Origin of the sequence: Streptomyces sp. NPDC087845 (genome assembly GCF_044742755.1) — a bacterium.
In the GTDB taxonomy this organism is placed as follows: domain Bacteria; phylum Actinomycetota; class Actinomycetes; order Streptomycetales; family Streptomycetaceae; genus Streptomyces.
In genome coordinates this window covers 412,541-427,879 of record NZ_JBIUVC010000002.1, presented here as the reverse complement: position 1 = coordinate 427,879, position 15,339 = coordinate 412,541, and the positions used below count along the sequence as shown (strand labels likewise).

Sequence of the window (15,339 nt, the reverse complement as noted above, 5' to 3'; positions counted from 1 at the left end):
TGCGCTGCGCCCGCTCCCAGTTCCTGTTTCGGCTCGTGCCCGGCTCTCGGGGGTAGTGCCCTAGGACATGTCGGACAGGCCCTAGCTCTGGTGTCCCTCGTAGTGCGCCACCGCGTCCGCGGTACGTCCTGCGCCGTACACCTTGAGGAACTCTGCCAGCTCCGGGTGGGTCGGGGCGAGGGAGTCGGCGGCATCGATGATGTCACCGGCGGCCGCGACCGACCGCAGCAGCGACTGGATCTCACGCACCACGCGCCGGACCGTCGGGGCGCCGCCGGTGTGGGAGGTCTGGCCGGTCCCGGTGAGGACGGAGCCGCCCTGGGACTTCTTGATCTCTTCCATGCGGTTGGTGGCCTCTCCCGCGCTGGCACTGCCGTCGGCGACCTGACCGGCCAGTTCCTGGAGCGCCTGGACGCGCTGGACGACCGCGGGGTTTCCGATCTTGGCCCGCTGGCCGCTCATCAACTGGGAGAGCATGGGGGCGGACAGCCCGAGGACCGCGGCGAGCCGGGCCTGGTTCAGACCGAGATCATCGATCAACCGGCGAAAGAGCGCCCCCAGAGGTTCTCCGTACCAACTGCGCTGAAGCTCCCTGGCTCTTGCTGTTGCCTCTTGCTGGGCGGCATCCATGGCGTCTCCCCATCGCTGCGACTTCGCTGCTGCGAACCTCGTCGAGCATCTTACGGAGAGTGGTCGCCGACCGGGAGTCCCTATCTTTTTGCAAGATTCCGGGGGGTACCCGGTACTCTGGTCTGCGGCGGTCGCCGAGACGTCGAAGCGTCCGGTACTGTCCGTCTTTTCGGGGCCTTAGCTCAGTTGGTAGAGCGCTGCCTTTGCAAGGCAGATGTCAGGAGTTCGAATCTCCTAGGCTCCACGTACTAAATGCCCTCCGACCTGCGGAAACGTAGCCTCGGAGGGCATTTTTCGTCTCCGCGGGGGCGGGGTACGCGCGGTGAGCGTTCCGGCTGCTGAGCATGACGAGCGCGCCGATCGACGCCGGGACGGGTAGCGCAGGGGGCAGGTCGGTCAGTGACCGCCATGCGGCGGTCCGTGTGCTCCCGCCCGTCCCGGTGACCAGCAGCGGGCCGGGCCCCGGGGCGACCACGCGGAAGAGCGCCACCAGGTGCCGGTGCACACCGCTGCGGTGGACCGCGTACGTGCGGGCGGCCGATCCGGGTGGACCGGTGGACCGCCGGAGACGGCTACGGGGCGCGAGGGACCAGGCCGGCCTCGTGCGCGGCAATGGCGGCCTCCACCCGGTTGCGCGCCCCCAGTTTGCCAAGGACTGCGCTGACGTGCGCCTTCACGGTGCCTTCGACCAGATGCAGCCTGGCGGCGATCTCGGAGTTGGACAGTCCTGCCCCGAGCCCGGCCAGCACGTCGAGTTCTCGTCCGGTCAAGTGTTCGAGCGGGCGGTGGGGGCGTGCCATCCGGCGTGCGCGCAGACCGGCGATGACCCGGGTGGCAACCCTCGGCGAAAGATAGGCCCCGCCGGCTCCCACCGCCTGCACTCCGTTCAGAAGTTCCCGGGGGTCGTCCGCTTTGAGCAGGAAGCCGCTGGCCCCGTCCTCAAGGGCCCGTGTGATGAAGTCGTCCTCCCCGAAGGTCGTCAGCATGATCACGCCGGCTGTCGGCAGTGCCTGGTGGATCCGGGCCGCCGCCGCCAGGCCGTCCAGTCCGGGCATCTGGATGTCCAGGAGGACCACGTCGGGGCGGTGACGGCGCGTCAGCGAGACGGCCTCGTGGCCGTCGGCAGCCTCGGCGACCACTTCGGTGCGCGGGTCCCTGGCCAGGATGGCCCGTACCCCGGCCCGGACCATCGCCTCGTCGTCCGCCACAAGGACGCGGACCGGCCGACGGTCCGGTGTCGTCTCTTCCACGGGCCGAGCGTACGGCCTCGGGGTGGCCGTGGGACCGATCGCTGGGAGAAGTGCGACCAGCGGCGGGGCGCACCCCTGACGAAAGGAAGGAAGGTGCTGACGAACGGCCCATGTGCCGCCGCGCCCAGTCCCTCTAGCGTCGCCGCCGTACGGGAGAAGAAGTCCGGCAGATGCCGAAGGAACCGATGTGATCACCCTCAGAGGGCTTACCAAGCGATACGGCGAAACCGTCGCTGTGCACGACCTGACACTGGACATCGAGGAAGGAAAGGTGACCGGGTTCCTCGGCCCCAACGGGGCCGGTAAATCAACCACGATGCGGATGGTCCTGGGCCTGGACCGCCCCTCGCGGGGCACGGCACTCATCGACGGCAGGCCGTACTCCGCCCTGCGCCACCCGGTCCGCGAAGTGGGCGCACTGCTGGACGCGAAGGCGCTGCACCCGGCGCGCTCGGCACGCAGTCACCTCGTCGCGCAGGCACGCAGCAACGGCATCCCGGTGCGCCGAGTGGACGAAGTACTGGAGACGGTGGGCCTGGCCAAGGCGGCGCGACGCCGTGCCGGAACGTACTCGCTGGGCATGAACCAGCGTCTTGGTGTGGCCGGCGCGCTGCTCGGTGATCCGTCGACTCTGATCCTGGACGAACCGGTCAACGGCCTCGACCCCGACGGCGTGCGCTGGATGCGACAGCTCGTGCGCGACCAGGCCGTCCAGGGCCGTACGGTCTTCCTCTCCAGCCATCTGATGAGCGAGATGCAGCTGACGGCCGATCACCTCGTGATCATCGGCAGGGGAGAGCTACTGGCCGACACATCCATGGCGGACTTCCTTGCCGGTAGTTCCCGGGCATCCGTGCGCGCCCGGGTGCCGGACCCCGAAGAGCTGTCCGTGCTGGTGAGGCGCCTGGTGGCGGACAGCGGCGTGAAGGTCGAGGCATCGGGCAAGGACGAGATCGTTGTCAGCGGCCGGACCGCTGCCGAGGTCGGGGACCTCGCGCACAGCTCCGGCGTCCGGCTGCATCAGCTGAGCGACGCGCAGGTCTCGCTGGAACAGGCGTACATGGAACTGACGGTGAGAAGTGTCGAGTACGCGACGGGCACGGGATCGGAAGAGGACCGCAAGACCGGGCCGGGGCGCAGCACCGGCGCTGAGCAGGGCACCCGGCGCGAACGTGGCACGGCGAGGGAGACCGGACGGTGGTCACGATGACGACGGACATGACGACGGACATGACAGTGGACATGGCCGCGGATACGTCCGGACGTGCCACCCGGGACCGGCCGGGCGGCCGGTTCCCCGGCGCGGTCGCCGCCGAGTGGACCAAGCTGTGGTCGGTCCGTGCGCCGTACCTGTGCCTCCTGGTCGGTCTGTCGGCGACGGGGGTGTTCACCTTCTATTACGGATCGATCGCCCGCATCAACGAGCATGCCGTCCAGCCGGTCGGCAACGCCGTGGTGTCCTCCACGGTCCTCGTCCAGTTCGCCGTGGTCGTCCTGGCCACGGTCACGGTCACGAGTGAGTACACGACCTCCAGCATGAGTTCGTCGCTGCTGTGGGTGCCGGTCCGGCACCGGGTTCAACTGGCCAAGGCACTGGTCACCGCCGTGGTCGCCTTCGCCGCCGGCGCGATGTTCGCCGTGGTGGGCATGGCGGTGGCCTGGGGACCGTTCTCCGGCCATGCCTCGTTCCACGCCGGCGCGGCGGTCGGCCAGGTCCTGGCCGTCGGTGTCTTCTACGCCCTCGTCGCGGTACTGGCCGTAGGGGTGTCCTTCGCCACGCGGCATGCGGCCGGAGCGCTGACCGTGCTCTTCACTCTGCTGTGGGCCCTGCCGAGCATGCTTGTGGGGCTCGGCGGCCCCGTCCTGCTCGCCATCAACGACTGGCTGCCGTACAGCGCGGGCGACCACTTCATGCGCAGCGGCAGCTCCGCTCCGTACCCGTCGGCCGCAGCGGTGCTGATCCTGCTGGCGTGGACACTGGCAGCCCATCTGACCGGTTTGTATGTGCTGCGCCGTCGCGACGCCTGAAGAGCGGCGCGGCCCTCGCCCCTGGGCCCGAGCCGTCACCCGGCCGGCCCCTCTTTCCGCCCGTCGGCCCGGCGGACGGGGCTGCCCGTGCCGGTGGATCCTGACGTAGCGTCGGGCGGATGACAGCACACGCCGCGACCGATGGAGAGGAAGTCCGACGGCCCATGTGGCAGGTTCGCACCCGGCTGAGGCCGGTGCTCGGTGACACGGCGCTGTGGGCTGTCTTCTGTGCCGCAGGCGTCATCTGGTTCAGCAACGGCCCGGCGACCTCGGTCGCGCTGGACCTGGTGCTCCCGCTGCTCGTGCTGGCCGTCGCGGTCCCCCTTGCCCGGTCCCGGCCGGGGACGGCGGTCCTCCTGGTCAACGCCCTGTGCGTCATGGGACTGACCAACCCGGCCAGCCCCGCGAATGCCTACGTACTGGCGCTGGCCGGGGTGAGTTGCCTGCTGGGAGCGCGTACCGGCACGGCCCGCACCCCGCTGCTGGTGCTCGCCGGCTGCCTGGCGGTCGATCTCGCGCTGTGCGCCGCACTCCGGGTGCCCGCGGTGTGGTGGTTCTACGCGATGACCGTGCTTCCCTCCGCGCTCCTGCTGCCGTGGCTCGCCGGCCGCTACTGGCGGGGCCGGAGGGAACTGGTCTGGGGTGGCTGGCGGTTGGCCCGCAGTCTGGAGGAGCGGCAGCGGTTCATCGCGGAGCGGGCGAGGCTGACGGAACGCGCGGACATCGCCGTCGACATGCACGACTCGCTGGGCCACGTACTGAGCCTGGTCGCTCTGCGTGCCGGGGCCCTGGAGCTCTCCCCCACGCTCGCCCCTCAGGACCGCGCCGACGTCGCCGAGCTGCGCAGGACGGTATCGGACGCCGTCGACCAGCTACGTGAGACCGTCACCGTGCTGCGCGACGAGCCCCGTACAAGGGCGAGTCCGCCCGCGGCCGACAGCGTCGAGGAACTTCTGGGCCGTGCGGTCGCCTCCGGCGTCCCGGTGCGATGGGAGCGCGACGGCCCCCTGCCCGCACTGTCACCGCTGATCGAACGCGGCGTATACCGGGTGGTGCAGGAGGCACTCACCAACGCCACCAAACACGCCCCGGGCAGCACCGTACGGGTGAGCATCACCCACGACAGCGACCGCATACACGTCCGGATCGTCAACTCCAGGCCGCCCGCAGGCCCGTTGCCCGGCACCGTGGCGGGCAACCGTGGCCTGGCAGGACTGCGGGAGAGGGTAGCGGTCCTCGGCGGCTCACTGCGGACCGGCCCGTACGAGGGCGGCTTCCAGGTGAGCGCCACCCTGCCGCACCACGCGACGGCGAAACCGACGCTGCGGGCCTGGCCCGAAGACATCACCCGCCCCCTCCCCGCGAACGGCGCGGAGGAGATGGGCGCAGAAGGCACGGCCACCGGCACCGCACCCGAATCGGCGCGCCGACTGGCTCGCATACGGCGCAGCGCCCGCTGGCGTTTCGCTGCCGTCTTCGCGGTCCCCACCGGGGCAGCGGTGATCTTCCTGCCCGCCGTCGCGTATCTGGCCTACCAGCTGACCACCAGTGTGCTGCCGCCGTCCCGCTACGAGGAGCTGCGCGTCGGCCGGCCGCGTACCGAAATCGCACACCTCCTTCCGCCGCGCCCCTTCCCCTATCCCCCCGACGACGCGCGCCTGGCGCCCAGGCCGCCCGGCACCACCTGCGAGTTCTACCGCTCGAACGGCAACCTCCTGGACCAGGTCGATCTCTACCGCCTGTGTTTCTCCGGCTCCAGACTGGTCGCCAAGGACACGCTCGATACGGGGGCGGAGTAGCCCCCGGCGGGTTTGCGGGGCGGGTGTGCGAGCGGATCCCGGGAGGGTGCCGTCACCTGGGGCCGAAGCTCTCCCCTGCGATGAGCAGGCGATACCCGTAGTCCACGCTTTCCTTGTCGAGCAGGTCTGCATGGCGGCGCCGCCATGCACCGGAGTCGAGGTCGGCGCGCAGTTTCTCCATCGCCGGTTCCACGACGGAGGGCGGAAGCTGCGCGAAGGTGGAGCTGGCCTGCCGGACGGCCGGATCGAGGTAGAGCTCGGGCCTGCGCCAGTAGGCGATCTGGAAGCCGTCGGTGAAGTCGTGCGGGATGGGGAAGGGCAGCACCGTATGCGCGTCGAGCGCCTCGGCGACCTCGGACAGAGGGGTGAAGCGGGCGTTCTCCAGCTCACGGATCTCCGGCAGGTACTCCTTGAGCAGCCACAGCTCCGGCCGGTGGACCGGATCCCAGGTGAACACCACCTGACCACGCGAGACGCGGCGCAGTTCACTCAGCCCGCGGCGCACATCCGGCCAGTGATGGACGGTCATGACCGCCATGGCCGCGTCGAAGGAGCCGTCCGGGAACGGCAGGCGCTCGGCGCAGGCCTTCACCTTCCTGAGCCCCGGGTGCTGGTCGAGCATGACGTTCGAGGGGTCGACCGCGGTGACGTCGGCGCCCTCGGGCTCGTACGAACCGGCGCCGGCCCCGACGTTGACGACGGTGCGCGCGCCTGCCAGGGCCTGGCCGATCAGGGAGTGCAGTCGCGGATCGGGGCGGCGGACGAGCCGGTAGCCGGTCCCGACGCGGTCGTAGGTCGCCGGCCCGGAGCCGGTAGCAGCGGATTCCATGCGGCCAAGACCAGCAGGTCGACCGGTCGGGGGCCATAGATTTAATCTGGGCCGAATGTTGTCGTTCCATCTCGGAATGCGGGACCTGGCCGCGGTCCGGTTCGCCGGCTCACCGCTCCAGGAGACGGTCCTGAGTCTGTGGGCCTGGCACAACCCCATCCGACACGCGGTGCATCAAGCCTTCCTGCGCCAATCCGCACCCCTGCTGGACCAGCTGGACTGGCCGCTCCTCCAGGCGCTCGTCGGCCCCCGCCGGCTGCTCCCCGACTTCCTCACCCCCCACCCGCCGGTGCCGGAACCCGACATCGACGACGAGTTCCGAGCGCTGCGCGCCACCGCGCCCGAGCGTGTGACCCGCGAACTGCGCCAAGCGGCCGACGGCCGGCCACTGCACCCGCTGCTGCACCAGGCCCACCACGACGCGCACGCCCTGCTGCACCGCATCGCCGACGCCCTGCACGCCTACTGGGTTCTCGTGGTCGCCCCCCACTGGCCGCGTATCCATGCCGTCCTGCGCGCCGACGTTCTCCACCGCGCACGCCGGCTGACCGACGACGGGGCCGCAGCCTTGTTCCGCGGCATCGATCCCGGCCTGCAATGGAGCGACGGCACCCTCGTCATGGACGCCTGGCCCGGGGAACACCACGACATCGACGTCGACGGCCGCGGGGTGACCTTCACCCCCTCTCTCTTCTGCGACCACGCCGTCACCCTTGTCGACCCGGCCCTCCCACCGCGGATCCGGTACCCGGCCCGCGGCCGCGGCACCGTGTGGCACACCAGCGACACCACCCCGCCCAGCGCCCTGGCCGACCTCCTCGGCCGCACACGCGCACGCGTACTCCTCCACCTCGACGAACCACGCAGCACCACCGACCTCGCCCGCCGCCTCGCACTCAGCCCGGGCACCGTCAGCCAACACCTGGGCGTCCTCAACCGCGCCGGCCTGGTCAGCAGGGCCCGTTACGGGCACACGGTCCTGTATCTGCGCAGCCGGCTGGGCGATCAACTGGTCGCCTGAGGGCTGTCCCGGACCGAAGGCCGCGCCCCCGTCGACGAGGCCGGCGCAGGGGCAGGCGGACGAGCCGTCCGCCGTGACATTCGCGGGGGTAAATGTCTGCTTCGCCGACAGAACCGCAGGTGAGGAGCGTCTCGGTGTCGGGTTTGAATCCCCTGGGCGCCACATACGAAAGGCGGAACGGGCGTCGGAAGACCTCAAGGTCCTCCGACGCCCGCTCCGTCGTGCGGGGACTGCTCAGCGGCGGTCGTCGAGATCGGTGCCGTCCACACCCTCGGGACCGTCCGTCCCCTTGTTCTCCGCATCGGCCTGCTTGGCCTGGACCTCCGGGTCGAGCGAAGTCGGACCGCTGCCGTCGACGGAGCTCAGCGGTGCGCGGTCGGACACCTCCGTGGGAGCGGGCGGCTCGACCAGCCAGTCCGGGTTGGCCTGCCTGTCCCACCACCTCCAGGCGGCGTAGGCGCCGCCCGCCACGACGCCGACCACGGCGAACACCTTGAAGAACCGGCCGGCCCTCGCCCGCCGCTCGTGCTTCCTGGCCAGCTGCCTGATCTCCTTCGCGGTGACCTGCCCGCGGAGCGCGGCCAGCGCGGCGGCGCTGCGGGCCGAGGCCTCCTCGGCGACGGGCTGGGCGACCGCCATCGCGTGCTCGACGCGCGGCACGGTGTAGTCCGCGGCGGTACGGGCGGCCCGGCGGGTGCGGTGTGCGGCGCGCTGGGCCACCTCGTCGACCTTGGGCGGCACATGGGAACGGGCCAGTTCGATACGTGGTGCAAGACGCGCGTCGTACTGGACGCGGGCCTGCTGGGCTGCCTTCGACACCTTCGGCGCGAGCCGCGTGCGGGCCTCACACGCGAGATGTGCGGCCTGGTGCTTGGCCGAGCCGGCATAGGGCGCCACCACTTCCGCGGCGTGCTGCACGCTGTCCTTGGCCGAGTCGGTTGCGGCGCGCACGCTGTCGATGCGGGTCACGGGAATCCTCCTCCTTGGTGGCGGGTAGGTACTTCGCCTTTCCACCCATTTCGAGATCATGCCTGCCCTGGGCCTGTACGGCACGTGGGGCAGGCATCCGGGTCATTCAGGTCATGTCTGACACTTTCGGGCAATGCGGGCAAGGGGAGCTTGCCGACGACAATGCCACGGTTCGGTTCAGCCCGCGCCGGTTGGTCACGCACTTGGCCGCATTTGTTCCTGCGGGGAGCGGCAAGGGCGCGGTTTCGGGGAAGCCGCAGGCGAACGGAGCGGAGGCGACGCGGTCGCACCGGGCGCCCGATCGGGCAAGAAGGTGAGCGGAGCGCGTTCGGGGTGGCGGCCGGGCGCCGGAGCGGAAGGTCCGTGCGAGGATCGGTGGAACGTCAGCGCAGACCTGACGTCACCCCTCGCGGATGTGGCGTCACCGAAGACTCACCGAAGACTCACGGAAGGCAGATCGTGGCTGAGCAGCTTTACGCCACCTTGAAGACCAATCAGGGCGACATCGAGATCCGGCTTCTGCCGAACCACGCACCCAAGACGGTCAAGAACTTCGTCGAGCTCGCCAAGGGCGAGCGTGAGTGGACGCATCCCGAGACCGGCAAGAAGTCCACGGACCGGCTGTACGACGGCACCGTCTTCCACCGCGTCATCGGTGGCTTCATGATCCAGGGCGGCGACCCGCTGGGCAACGGCACCGGCGGCCCGGGATACGAGTTCGGTGACGAGTTCCACCCCGACCTCAGCTTCAACAAGCCGTACCTGCTGGCCATGGCCAACGCCGGGCCGGGCACCAACGGATCGCAGTTCTTCGTGACCGTCTCGCCGACCGCCTGGCTGACCGGCAAGCACACCATCTTCGGCGAGGTCGTCGACCCCGCTAGCCAGAAGGTCGTGGACGCCATCGCGGCCACCCAGACCAACGCCCGTACCGACCGTCCGCTGCAGGACGTCGTGATCGAATCGGTCGTCATCGAGAACCGATGACGACCGGTGGTCATCGGATGATCACTCGCTGATTGTCCTCCCGGGAACCAACCGCCCTGCTCGTCCGTACTTGTTACATAGCGGACGAGCAGGGCGGCGTTGTGCGCGCTGCCGCTCACGACAAGGACCGAGGGGACCGGGAAGTCATGGGACCGATGGACCAGCAGCCGCCGGAAGAGCAGGACCGGTCCGCCGCCGCGGACGGCTCGATGGGCTGCTACCGCCACCCCGGCCGCGGGACGCACATCCGCTGCGTCCGCTGCGACCGCCCGATCTGCCCCGAGTGCATGGTCAACGCCTCGGTCGGCTTCCAGTGCCCGGACTGCGTCCGCCAGGGATCCGGTACGGGACACGGCCCGGCCGCCAATCAGCCGCGGACCGTCGCCGGCGGCAGCATCGCGGCCGACCCCCGCCTCGTCACCAAGATCCTCCTCGGCATCAACGTCGCCGTGTACATCGCCGTGCTGGCGAAGAGCGAGCTGGTCAACGAGCTGCTGCTGCTCGGCCGCGCCACGACCCACTTCGGCGGTCCGCTGGAAGGCGTCGCCGAGGGACAGTGGTACCGGCTGGTCACGTCGATGTTCCTGCACCAGGAGATGTGGCACATCGTCTTCAACATGCTGGGGCTGTGGTGGCTCGGCGGACCGCTGGAAGCCGCGCTCGGCCGCGCCCGCTACCTCACGCTCTACATGCTCTCCGGCCTGGCGGGCGGCGCTCTCACCTACTGGCTCTCCGCGCCCGTACAGGGCTCGCTCGGTGCCTCCGGAGCGATCTTCGGCCTGCTGGGCGCCACCGCCGTGCTCATGCGCCGGCTCAACTACGACATGCGCCCGGTCTTCGTGCTGCTCGCGGTGAATCTGGTCATCACCTTCAACCCCTGGGGCGGAATCGCCTGGCAGGCGCATGTCGGCGGCCTGATCGCGGGCACGCTGATCGCGATCGCCATGGTGCACGCACCCCGCGAGCGGCGCGCACTCGTGCAGTACGGAACCTGTGCCCTGGTCCTGGTGGCTGTGGTCGCCATCGTCGTTGCCAGAACAGCCGCGCTCACCTGAGAATGTCTTGACCGCCTGGAACGCTTGAGACGCCTCTTGAGAACAGCCTCCCGCTTACCTGGGACCAGTACCTGGGACCAGTACCTGGGACCTCTCCGGTTGCCTGGCCACACCTGTGGGACCCGCCCCACTTGCCTGGGATCCGCCCCCCGTTACCTGGGACCAGCCACCGGTTACTGAGCGGACACCACGCCTCCACGGGCCCGGTTCTCCCGGGGTGCTCCCTCAGCCGCCTGTCCACAGCGTCAGTTGTCCACAGCGCGTGCCGGATCTTGTGCATTCTGTGGGAACAGCTGTGCCCCTTGTCACTGAGCTGGGTTTTTCCAGCAGGGACAAGGGGCGTGCCATCCCTCGACGAGGGGACTGCAGTCACATCGGCGTCAACAGTCAGGGAGTTATCCACAGATCGTCTGACCTTTTCCCCCGCCTGTGGATAACGCTGTGGGTAACTCGGGGCAAGGGTTGCGGGACCGGGCCCCGCTGTGGGATCAGGTGCCCTGCGGCACTACTTCCACTGCGTGGAGACACCGAAGCCGCCGGCGATGAAGCCGAAGCCGACGACGATGTTCCAGTTCCCCAGTGAATCGATCGGCAGATCGCCGTCGGTCACATAGAAAACGACGATCCAGGCCAGACCGATGAGGAAGAGCGCCAGCATCACCGGCGCCACCCAGCTACGGCTGGTCAGCTTTATGTTGGTTGCCTGCTTCGCCGGAGGGGGCGTGAAGTCGGCCTTCTTGCGGATACGTGACTTCGGCACGAGGAACTCTCCTGTCGATGCGCTGCGTGACCGCGCAGGGAACTGTGGCTGGCGCCGGGGCGGGGCGCGAGGGGGAATGCTGCCTCCCCCGGGCGTCCGTTAGCGTAGTGCTTCCGTGGCGCCGAAGGAGATAAGGGTACGTTGAGCAATTCTGCCGACTCCCCCCAAGGACCGGTCCGGCGCACCTTCCGGCACCCGGTCCGGGTGCTCACCGCTGCCGTCTTCGCCCTCGCCGGACTCATCTTCGTCACCAGCGCCAACACGGCCAAGGGCACCAATATCCGTACCGACTCCTCGCTGCTGAAGCTCTCCGACCTCATCCAGCAGCGCAGCGGCAAGAACGCCCAGTTGGACGAGACCAACGCGTCCGCACGCGAGGACATCGACACCCTCGTACGCCGCGACGACGGCAGCACCGAGGCGGAGGACGCCCGGCTCAAGGAGCTGGAGCGGGCCGCGGGCACCACAAAGCTCTCCGGCCGGTCCGTGTCCGTCACCCTCGACGACGCCCCGCCCAACGCCACCGCCAACCCCGGCTACCCCGACCCGCAACCCAACGACCTGGTCATCCACCAGCAGGACCTGCAGGCGGTCGTCAACGCCCTCTGGCAGGGCGGCGCCCAGGGCATCCAGGTCATGGACCAGCGGCTGATCTCCACGAGCGCGGTGCGCTGCGTCGGCAACACCCTGATCCTCCAGGGCCGGGTCTACTCCCCGCCGTACAAGATCACCGCGGTCGGCGACCCGGCCGGCCTCAAGCGGGCACTCGACAACTCCCCGGCGATCAACAACTACCTGCTGTACGTGAAGGCCTACGGTCTCGGCTGGAAAGTCGACGAGCACGAGGCGGTGACTCTTCCCGGCTATTCGGGCACAGTGGACCTCCACTATGCGGAGCCGGTGAAGTAGCGAGCGTCTGTGGGGAGGCCGGCAGGGTGTCGGTGCGACTGGTCGTGAGGACGTTCAGCGAACTCTGCATCACCGTCGGCGCCCTGATCGTGCTCTTCGTGGCGTACGTGCTGTTCTGGACTGGGGTGAAGGCCGCAGGCGCGACCGAGGGGCAGATCGACACCCTGCGCGACCAGTGGGCGCGGGGCACGGTGTCCGCCCCCGCACCGGAGGCGTCCCCGACGCCGCCGACGCCGCCCGCCCGCGCGGCGTACCGGGACGGAAAGCCGTTCGCGATGCTGTACATCCCCCGCTTCGGCAAGGGCTGGGAATGGCCCGTCCTGGAGAACACCGAGGTCAGGACCTTGCAGAAAGGGCTCGGCCACTACAGGGGGACCGCCCGCCTCGGCGCGACGGGCAACTTCGCGGTGGCCGGACACCGCCGCACGTACGGCGACCCGTTCAAGGACTTCCCGAAGCTGCGTCCGGGCGACGCGGTACTGCTGAGGGACGGGACGACGTGGTTCACGTACCGCATCGACAAGAAGCCCTACCGGACGGTACCGAGCGACGTCGGGGTCATCGATCCCGTACCCCGCAAGTCGGGCTTCGACGGGCCGGGCCGCTATCTGACGCTGACCACGTGCGACCCCGAATGGGGCAGCAGCCACCGGCTGATCGCCTGGGCGCACCTCGATGCGACCCAGCCTGTGACCGACGGCAGGCCGGCAGCTTTCCACAGCTGACCCACGCTCCTGCCCCGGCCCTTTAGTCTGGTCCCGTACCGAATGGAGGGGACAGCATGTACGGCTGGATCTGGCGGCATCTGCCGGGCAACGCATGGGTGCGTGCGCTCATCTCGCTCGTGCTGGTGCTGGCTGTCGTCTACGCGCTTTTCCAGTACGTCTTCCCCTGGGCGGAGCCGCTGCTTCCGTTCGGCGACGTGACGGTCGACGGCTCGACCGGGACGGGGGCCGGACAGTGAGCGCCCGCATCCTCGTCGTGGACAACTACGACAGCTTCGTCTTCAACCTCGTCCAGTACCTCTACCAGCTCGGCGCCGAGTGCGAAGTGCTGCGCAACGACGAGGTGACCACGGCACACGCCCAGGACGGCTTCGACGGGGTCCTCCTGTCACCCGGCCCCGGTACCCCGGAGCAGGCAGGAGTCTGCGTCGACATGGTCCGCCACTGCGCGGACACGGGCGTCCCGGTCTTCGGCGTCTGCCTCGGGATGCAGTCGATGGCGGTGGCGTACGGCGGTGTGGTGGACCGCGCCCCGGAGCTGCTGCACGGCAAGACCTCGCTGGTGACCCATGAGGGCACCGGGGTCTTCACCGGCCTGCCGTCCCCCTTCACCGCGACCCGCTACCACTCGCTCGCCGCCGAACCCGACACGGTTCCGCCGGAGCTGGAGGTGACGGCGCGCACCGCCGACGGCATCATCATGGGGCTGCGGCACCGCGAACTGGCGGTGGAGGGTGTGCAGTTCCATCCGGAGTCGGTGCTGACCGAGCACGGCCACCTGATGCTGGCCAACTGGCTGGCCCAGTGCGGCGACACAGCGGCCGTCGCGCGGTCGGCGGGGCTCGCGCCGGTGGTGGGCAAGGCCGTCGCGTGACCGCGCTCCGCCCCGAACACGACGCCGGACAGGACGGCCCGTACGAGCAAGAAGCGTATGAGGCCGCAGGCGCGTTCGAGGCGGCGGTCGACCGGCTGGCGGATCCGCTGAACGATCCCCTGCCGGGGCAGCATGCCTCGCCGTGGTTCCGGTCCGGCAACCTCCCGCCGGAGGAGCCGGAGGAGCCGGGCACGGGACAGAGGCGCGGGCGGGGGCTGCACCGGGCACCGGATCCAGGGACGCGGGGACCGCAGAAGCGGACACCAGCACAGGAGCCGGGGCAGACGCCGGGACAAGCGCCGGGACCGGCGCCGCAGGGGGCGCAGGAGGCGGCGGGGACCCCGCGGGAGTGGTACGACCCCGAGGGGTTCGAACGCGACTGGTACGGGCAGCAGACGCCCGCGCCGACGCCCCGGGCGCAGCCCGTCCCCGTTTCCCTCCCCGTGGACGACCAGACGGTCGGACTGCGGACGGCGGACACCCGCCGCCAGGTCGATCAGGCGGTGCCGAACCGGCAGCCGAATCCCGGGCCGGAGCGGGGGCCGGGGCAGGTGTCGGCGCCAGCGCAGGTGCCGGTGCCGGTGAGCCTCGCGGATCCGGGGGCGGAGCCAGAACCGGATGCGGAACGGGGCCAGGACCGGGAGCCCGAGAAGGCCGATTCCGAACCGCGTACCGGAGGCCGCGCCGAGCGCCGACGCGCGGCGAAGGGGCGCGGCCGCCGACGTACCGGAACACGGCCGGAGGCCACGGCACCGGCTGCGACGCCGGCCGCGAAGCCGATGTCGCGCGTCGAGGCCCGGCGTGCGGCGCGCGCGGCCAAGGACAGCCCGGCCGTTGTCGCCAGCCGGGTCACCGGAGAGCTGTTCATCACGCTCGGTGTGCTGATGCTGCTGTTCGTCACCTACCAGCTGTGGTGGACGAATGTGCGCGCCGACCAGTACGCCGGCAAGGAGACGCACAAGATCCAGGACGACTGGGCGAAGGGCGACCGCAACCCGGGAGTGTTCGAGGCAGGGCAAGGCTTCGCCATCATCCACATCCCGAAACTGGACGTCGTCGCTCCGATCGCCGAGGGCATCAGCAAGGAGAAGGTCCTCGACCGGGGCATGGTCGGCCACTACAGCGAGGGCACGCTGCGCACCGCGATGCCCTCCGCCAAGCAGGGCAACTTCGCGCTGGCAGGCCACCGCAACACGCACGGCGAACCATTCCGCTACATCAACAGGCTGCGTCCCGGTGACCTGATCGTGGTCGAGACGCAGGATGCCTACTACACGTACGAGGCGACGAAGACCCTTCCACAGACTTCGCCGTCCAATGTCTCGGTGATCGGTGCGGTGCCGCCGGGTTCGGGATTCACCGGGCCGGGCCGGTACATCACGCTGACGACCTGTACGCCGGAATTCACGAGTACGTACCGTTTGATCGTCTGGGGCAAGATGGTCGACGAACGACCGCGCAGCAAGGGGAAGCCCGACGCGCTCGTGGGCTGAAACATCATCA

Annotated in this window: 16 protein-coding genes and 1 tRNA gene; 12 read left to right on the top strand and 5 right to left on the bottom strand. The window is 69.8% G+C overall.

What is annotated here, in order from left to right; genetic code table 11:
• Positions 1-81: 81 nt before the first annotated feature.
• Complete coding sequence (locus ACIOMQ_RS07545) at positions 82-630, bottom strand: DNA-binding protein (RefSeq protein ID WP_362192516.1); 549 nt, start codon at positions 628-630, stop codon at positions 82-84.
• A 171-nt stretch (positions 631-801) separates the two neighbouring features.
• Here ACIOMQ_RS07545 and ACIOMQ_RS07540 point away from each other — a divergent pair.
• A tRNA-Ala gene (locus ACIOMQ_RS07540) sits at positions 802-874 on the top strand.
• Positions 875-1,202: 328 nt separating this feature from the next.
• Here ACIOMQ_RS07540 and ACIOMQ_RS07535 read toward each other — a convergent pair.
• Positions 1,203-1,880 (bottom strand): response regulator, encoded by a 678-nt coding sequence (locus tag ACIOMQ_RS07535; RefSeq protein WP_402188197.1) that lies wholly within the window; start codon positions 1,878-1,880, stop codon positions 1,203-1,205.
• Between the two features lie 187 nt (positions 1,881-2,067).
• On the opposite strand from ACIOMQ_RS07535, the gene ACIOMQ_RS07530 reads away from it, so the two are divergent.
• From ACIOMQ_RS07530 to ACIOMQ_RS07520, 3 genes are all read left to right on the top strand, one after another.
• On the top strand, positions 2,068-3,090 hold the full coding sequence (locus tag ACIOMQ_RS07530; RefSeq protein WP_401939359.1) for an ABC transporter ATP-binding protein: 1,023 nt from the start codon (positions 2,068-2,070) through the stop codon (positions 3,088-3,090).
• Positions 3,087-3,908, top strand: coding sequence for an ABC transporter permease (locus ACIOMQ_RS07525; RefSeq protein WP_401262023.1), 822 nt, complete (start codon positions 3,087-3,089; stop codon positions 3,906-3,908). The genes ACIOMQ_RS07530 and ACIOMQ_RS07525 overlap by 4 nt, the downstream gene beginning before the upstream one ends.
• 119 nt (positions 3,909-4,027) lie before the next feature.
• Positions 4,028-5,707, top strand: a complete 1,680-nt coding sequence (locus ACIOMQ_RS07520) for a sensor histidine kinase (protein ID WP_402188194.1) — start codon at positions 4,028-4,030, stop codon at positions 5,705-5,707.
• A gap of 52 nt (positions 5,708-5,759) precedes the next feature.
• Here the strand turns inward: ACIOMQ_RS07520 and ACIOMQ_RS07515 are convergent, their stop codons facing one another.
• Positions 5,760-6,536: a class I SAM-dependent methyltransferase gene (locus ACIOMQ_RS07515; protein ID WP_401939352.1), complete on the bottom strand. Its 777-nt coding sequence runs from the start codon at positions 6,534-6,536 to the stop codon at positions 5,760-5,762.
• A gap of 55 nt (positions 6,537-6,591) precedes the next feature.
• Here ACIOMQ_RS07515 and ACIOMQ_RS07510 point away from each other — a divergent pair, with 55 nt between their 5' ends.
• The gene (locus ACIOMQ_RS07510; protein WP_401939349.1) at positions 6,592-7,557 is read left to right on the top strand and encodes an ArsR/SmtB family transcription factor; all 966 of its coding nucleotides are present in this window, start codon (positions 6,592-6,594) and stop codon (positions 7,555-7,557) included.
• A 234-nt stretch (positions 7,558-7,791) separates the two neighbouring features.
• Here the strand turns inward: ACIOMQ_RS07510 and ACIOMQ_RS07505 are convergent, their stop codons facing one another.
• The gene (locus tag ACIOMQ_RS07505; RefSeq protein ID WP_362192537.1) at positions 7,792-8,526 is read right to left on the bottom strand and encodes a DUF5324 family protein; all 735 of its coding nucleotides are present in this window, start codon (positions 8,524-8,526) and stop codon (positions 7,792-7,794) included.
• A gap of 459 nt (positions 8,527-8,985) precedes the next feature.
• On the opposite strand from ACIOMQ_RS07505, the gene ACIOMQ_RS07500 reads away from it, so the two are divergent.
• Together ACIOMQ_RS07500 and ACIOMQ_RS07495 are read left to right on the top strand one after the other, a co-directional pair.
• Positions 8,986-9,513: a peptidylprolyl isomerase gene (locus tag ACIOMQ_RS07500; protein WP_389792626.1), complete on the top strand. Its 528-nt coding sequence runs from the start codon at positions 8,986-8,988 to the stop codon at positions 9,511-9,513.
• A 155-nt stretch (positions 9,514-9,668) separates the two neighbouring features.
• Positions 9,669-10,568 (top strand): rhomboid family intramembrane serine protease, encoded by a 900-nt coding sequence (locus ACIOMQ_RS07495; protein ID WP_362193684.1) that lies wholly within the window; start codon positions 9,669-9,671, stop codon positions 10,566-10,568.
• A gap of 505 nt (positions 10,569-11,073) precedes the next feature.
• Here ACIOMQ_RS07495 and crgA read toward each other — a convergent pair.
• Positions 11,074-11,328 (bottom strand): cell division protein CrgA, encoded by a 255-nt coding sequence (gene crgA, locus ACIOMQ_RS07490; RefSeq protein WP_148836940.1) that lies wholly within the window; start codon positions 11,326-11,328, stop codon positions 11,074-11,076.
• A gap of 141 nt (positions 11,329-11,469) precedes the next feature.
• On the opposite strand from crgA, the gene ACIOMQ_RS07485 reads away from it, so the two are divergent.
• The 5 genes from ACIOMQ_RS07485 to ACIOMQ_RS07465 are packed head-to-tail and all read left to right on the top strand — an operon-like array spanning position 11,470 to position 15,329.
• The gene (locus ACIOMQ_RS07485) at positions 11,470-12,237 is read left to right on the top strand and encodes a DUF881 domain-containing protein (protein WP_401262037.1); all 768 of its coding nucleotides are present in this window, start codon (positions 11,470-11,472) and stop codon (positions 12,235-12,237) included.
• Between the two features lie 26 nt (positions 12,238-12,263).
• Positions 12,264-12,962, top strand: coding sequence for a class E sortase (locus ACIOMQ_RS07480; RefSeq protein WP_401262040.1), 699 nt, complete (start codon positions 12,264-12,266; stop codon positions 12,960-12,962).
• A 56-nt stretch (positions 12,963-13,018) separates the two neighbouring features.
• Positions 13,019-13,201 (top strand): hypothetical protein, encoded by a 183-nt coding sequence (locus tag ACIOMQ_RS07475; protein ID WP_351072028.1) that lies wholly within the window; start codon positions 13,019-13,021, stop codon positions 13,199-13,201.
• Positions 13,198-13,836, top strand: coding sequence for an aminodeoxychorismate/anthranilate synthase component II (locus ACIOMQ_RS07470; protein ID WP_401262044.1), 639 nt, complete (start codon positions 13,198-13,200; stop codon positions 13,834-13,836). Before ACIOMQ_RS07475 ends, ACIOMQ_RS07470 begins: the two co-directional genes overlap by 4 nt.
• Positions 13,833-15,329, top strand: a complete 1,497-nt coding sequence (locus ACIOMQ_RS07465; RefSeq protein ID WP_402188191.1) for a class E sortase — start codon at positions 13,833-13,835, stop codon at positions 15,327-15,329. Before ACIOMQ_RS07470 ends, ACIOMQ_RS07465 begins: the two co-directional genes overlap by 4 nt.
• Positions 15,330-15,339 lie beyond the last annotated feature (10 nt).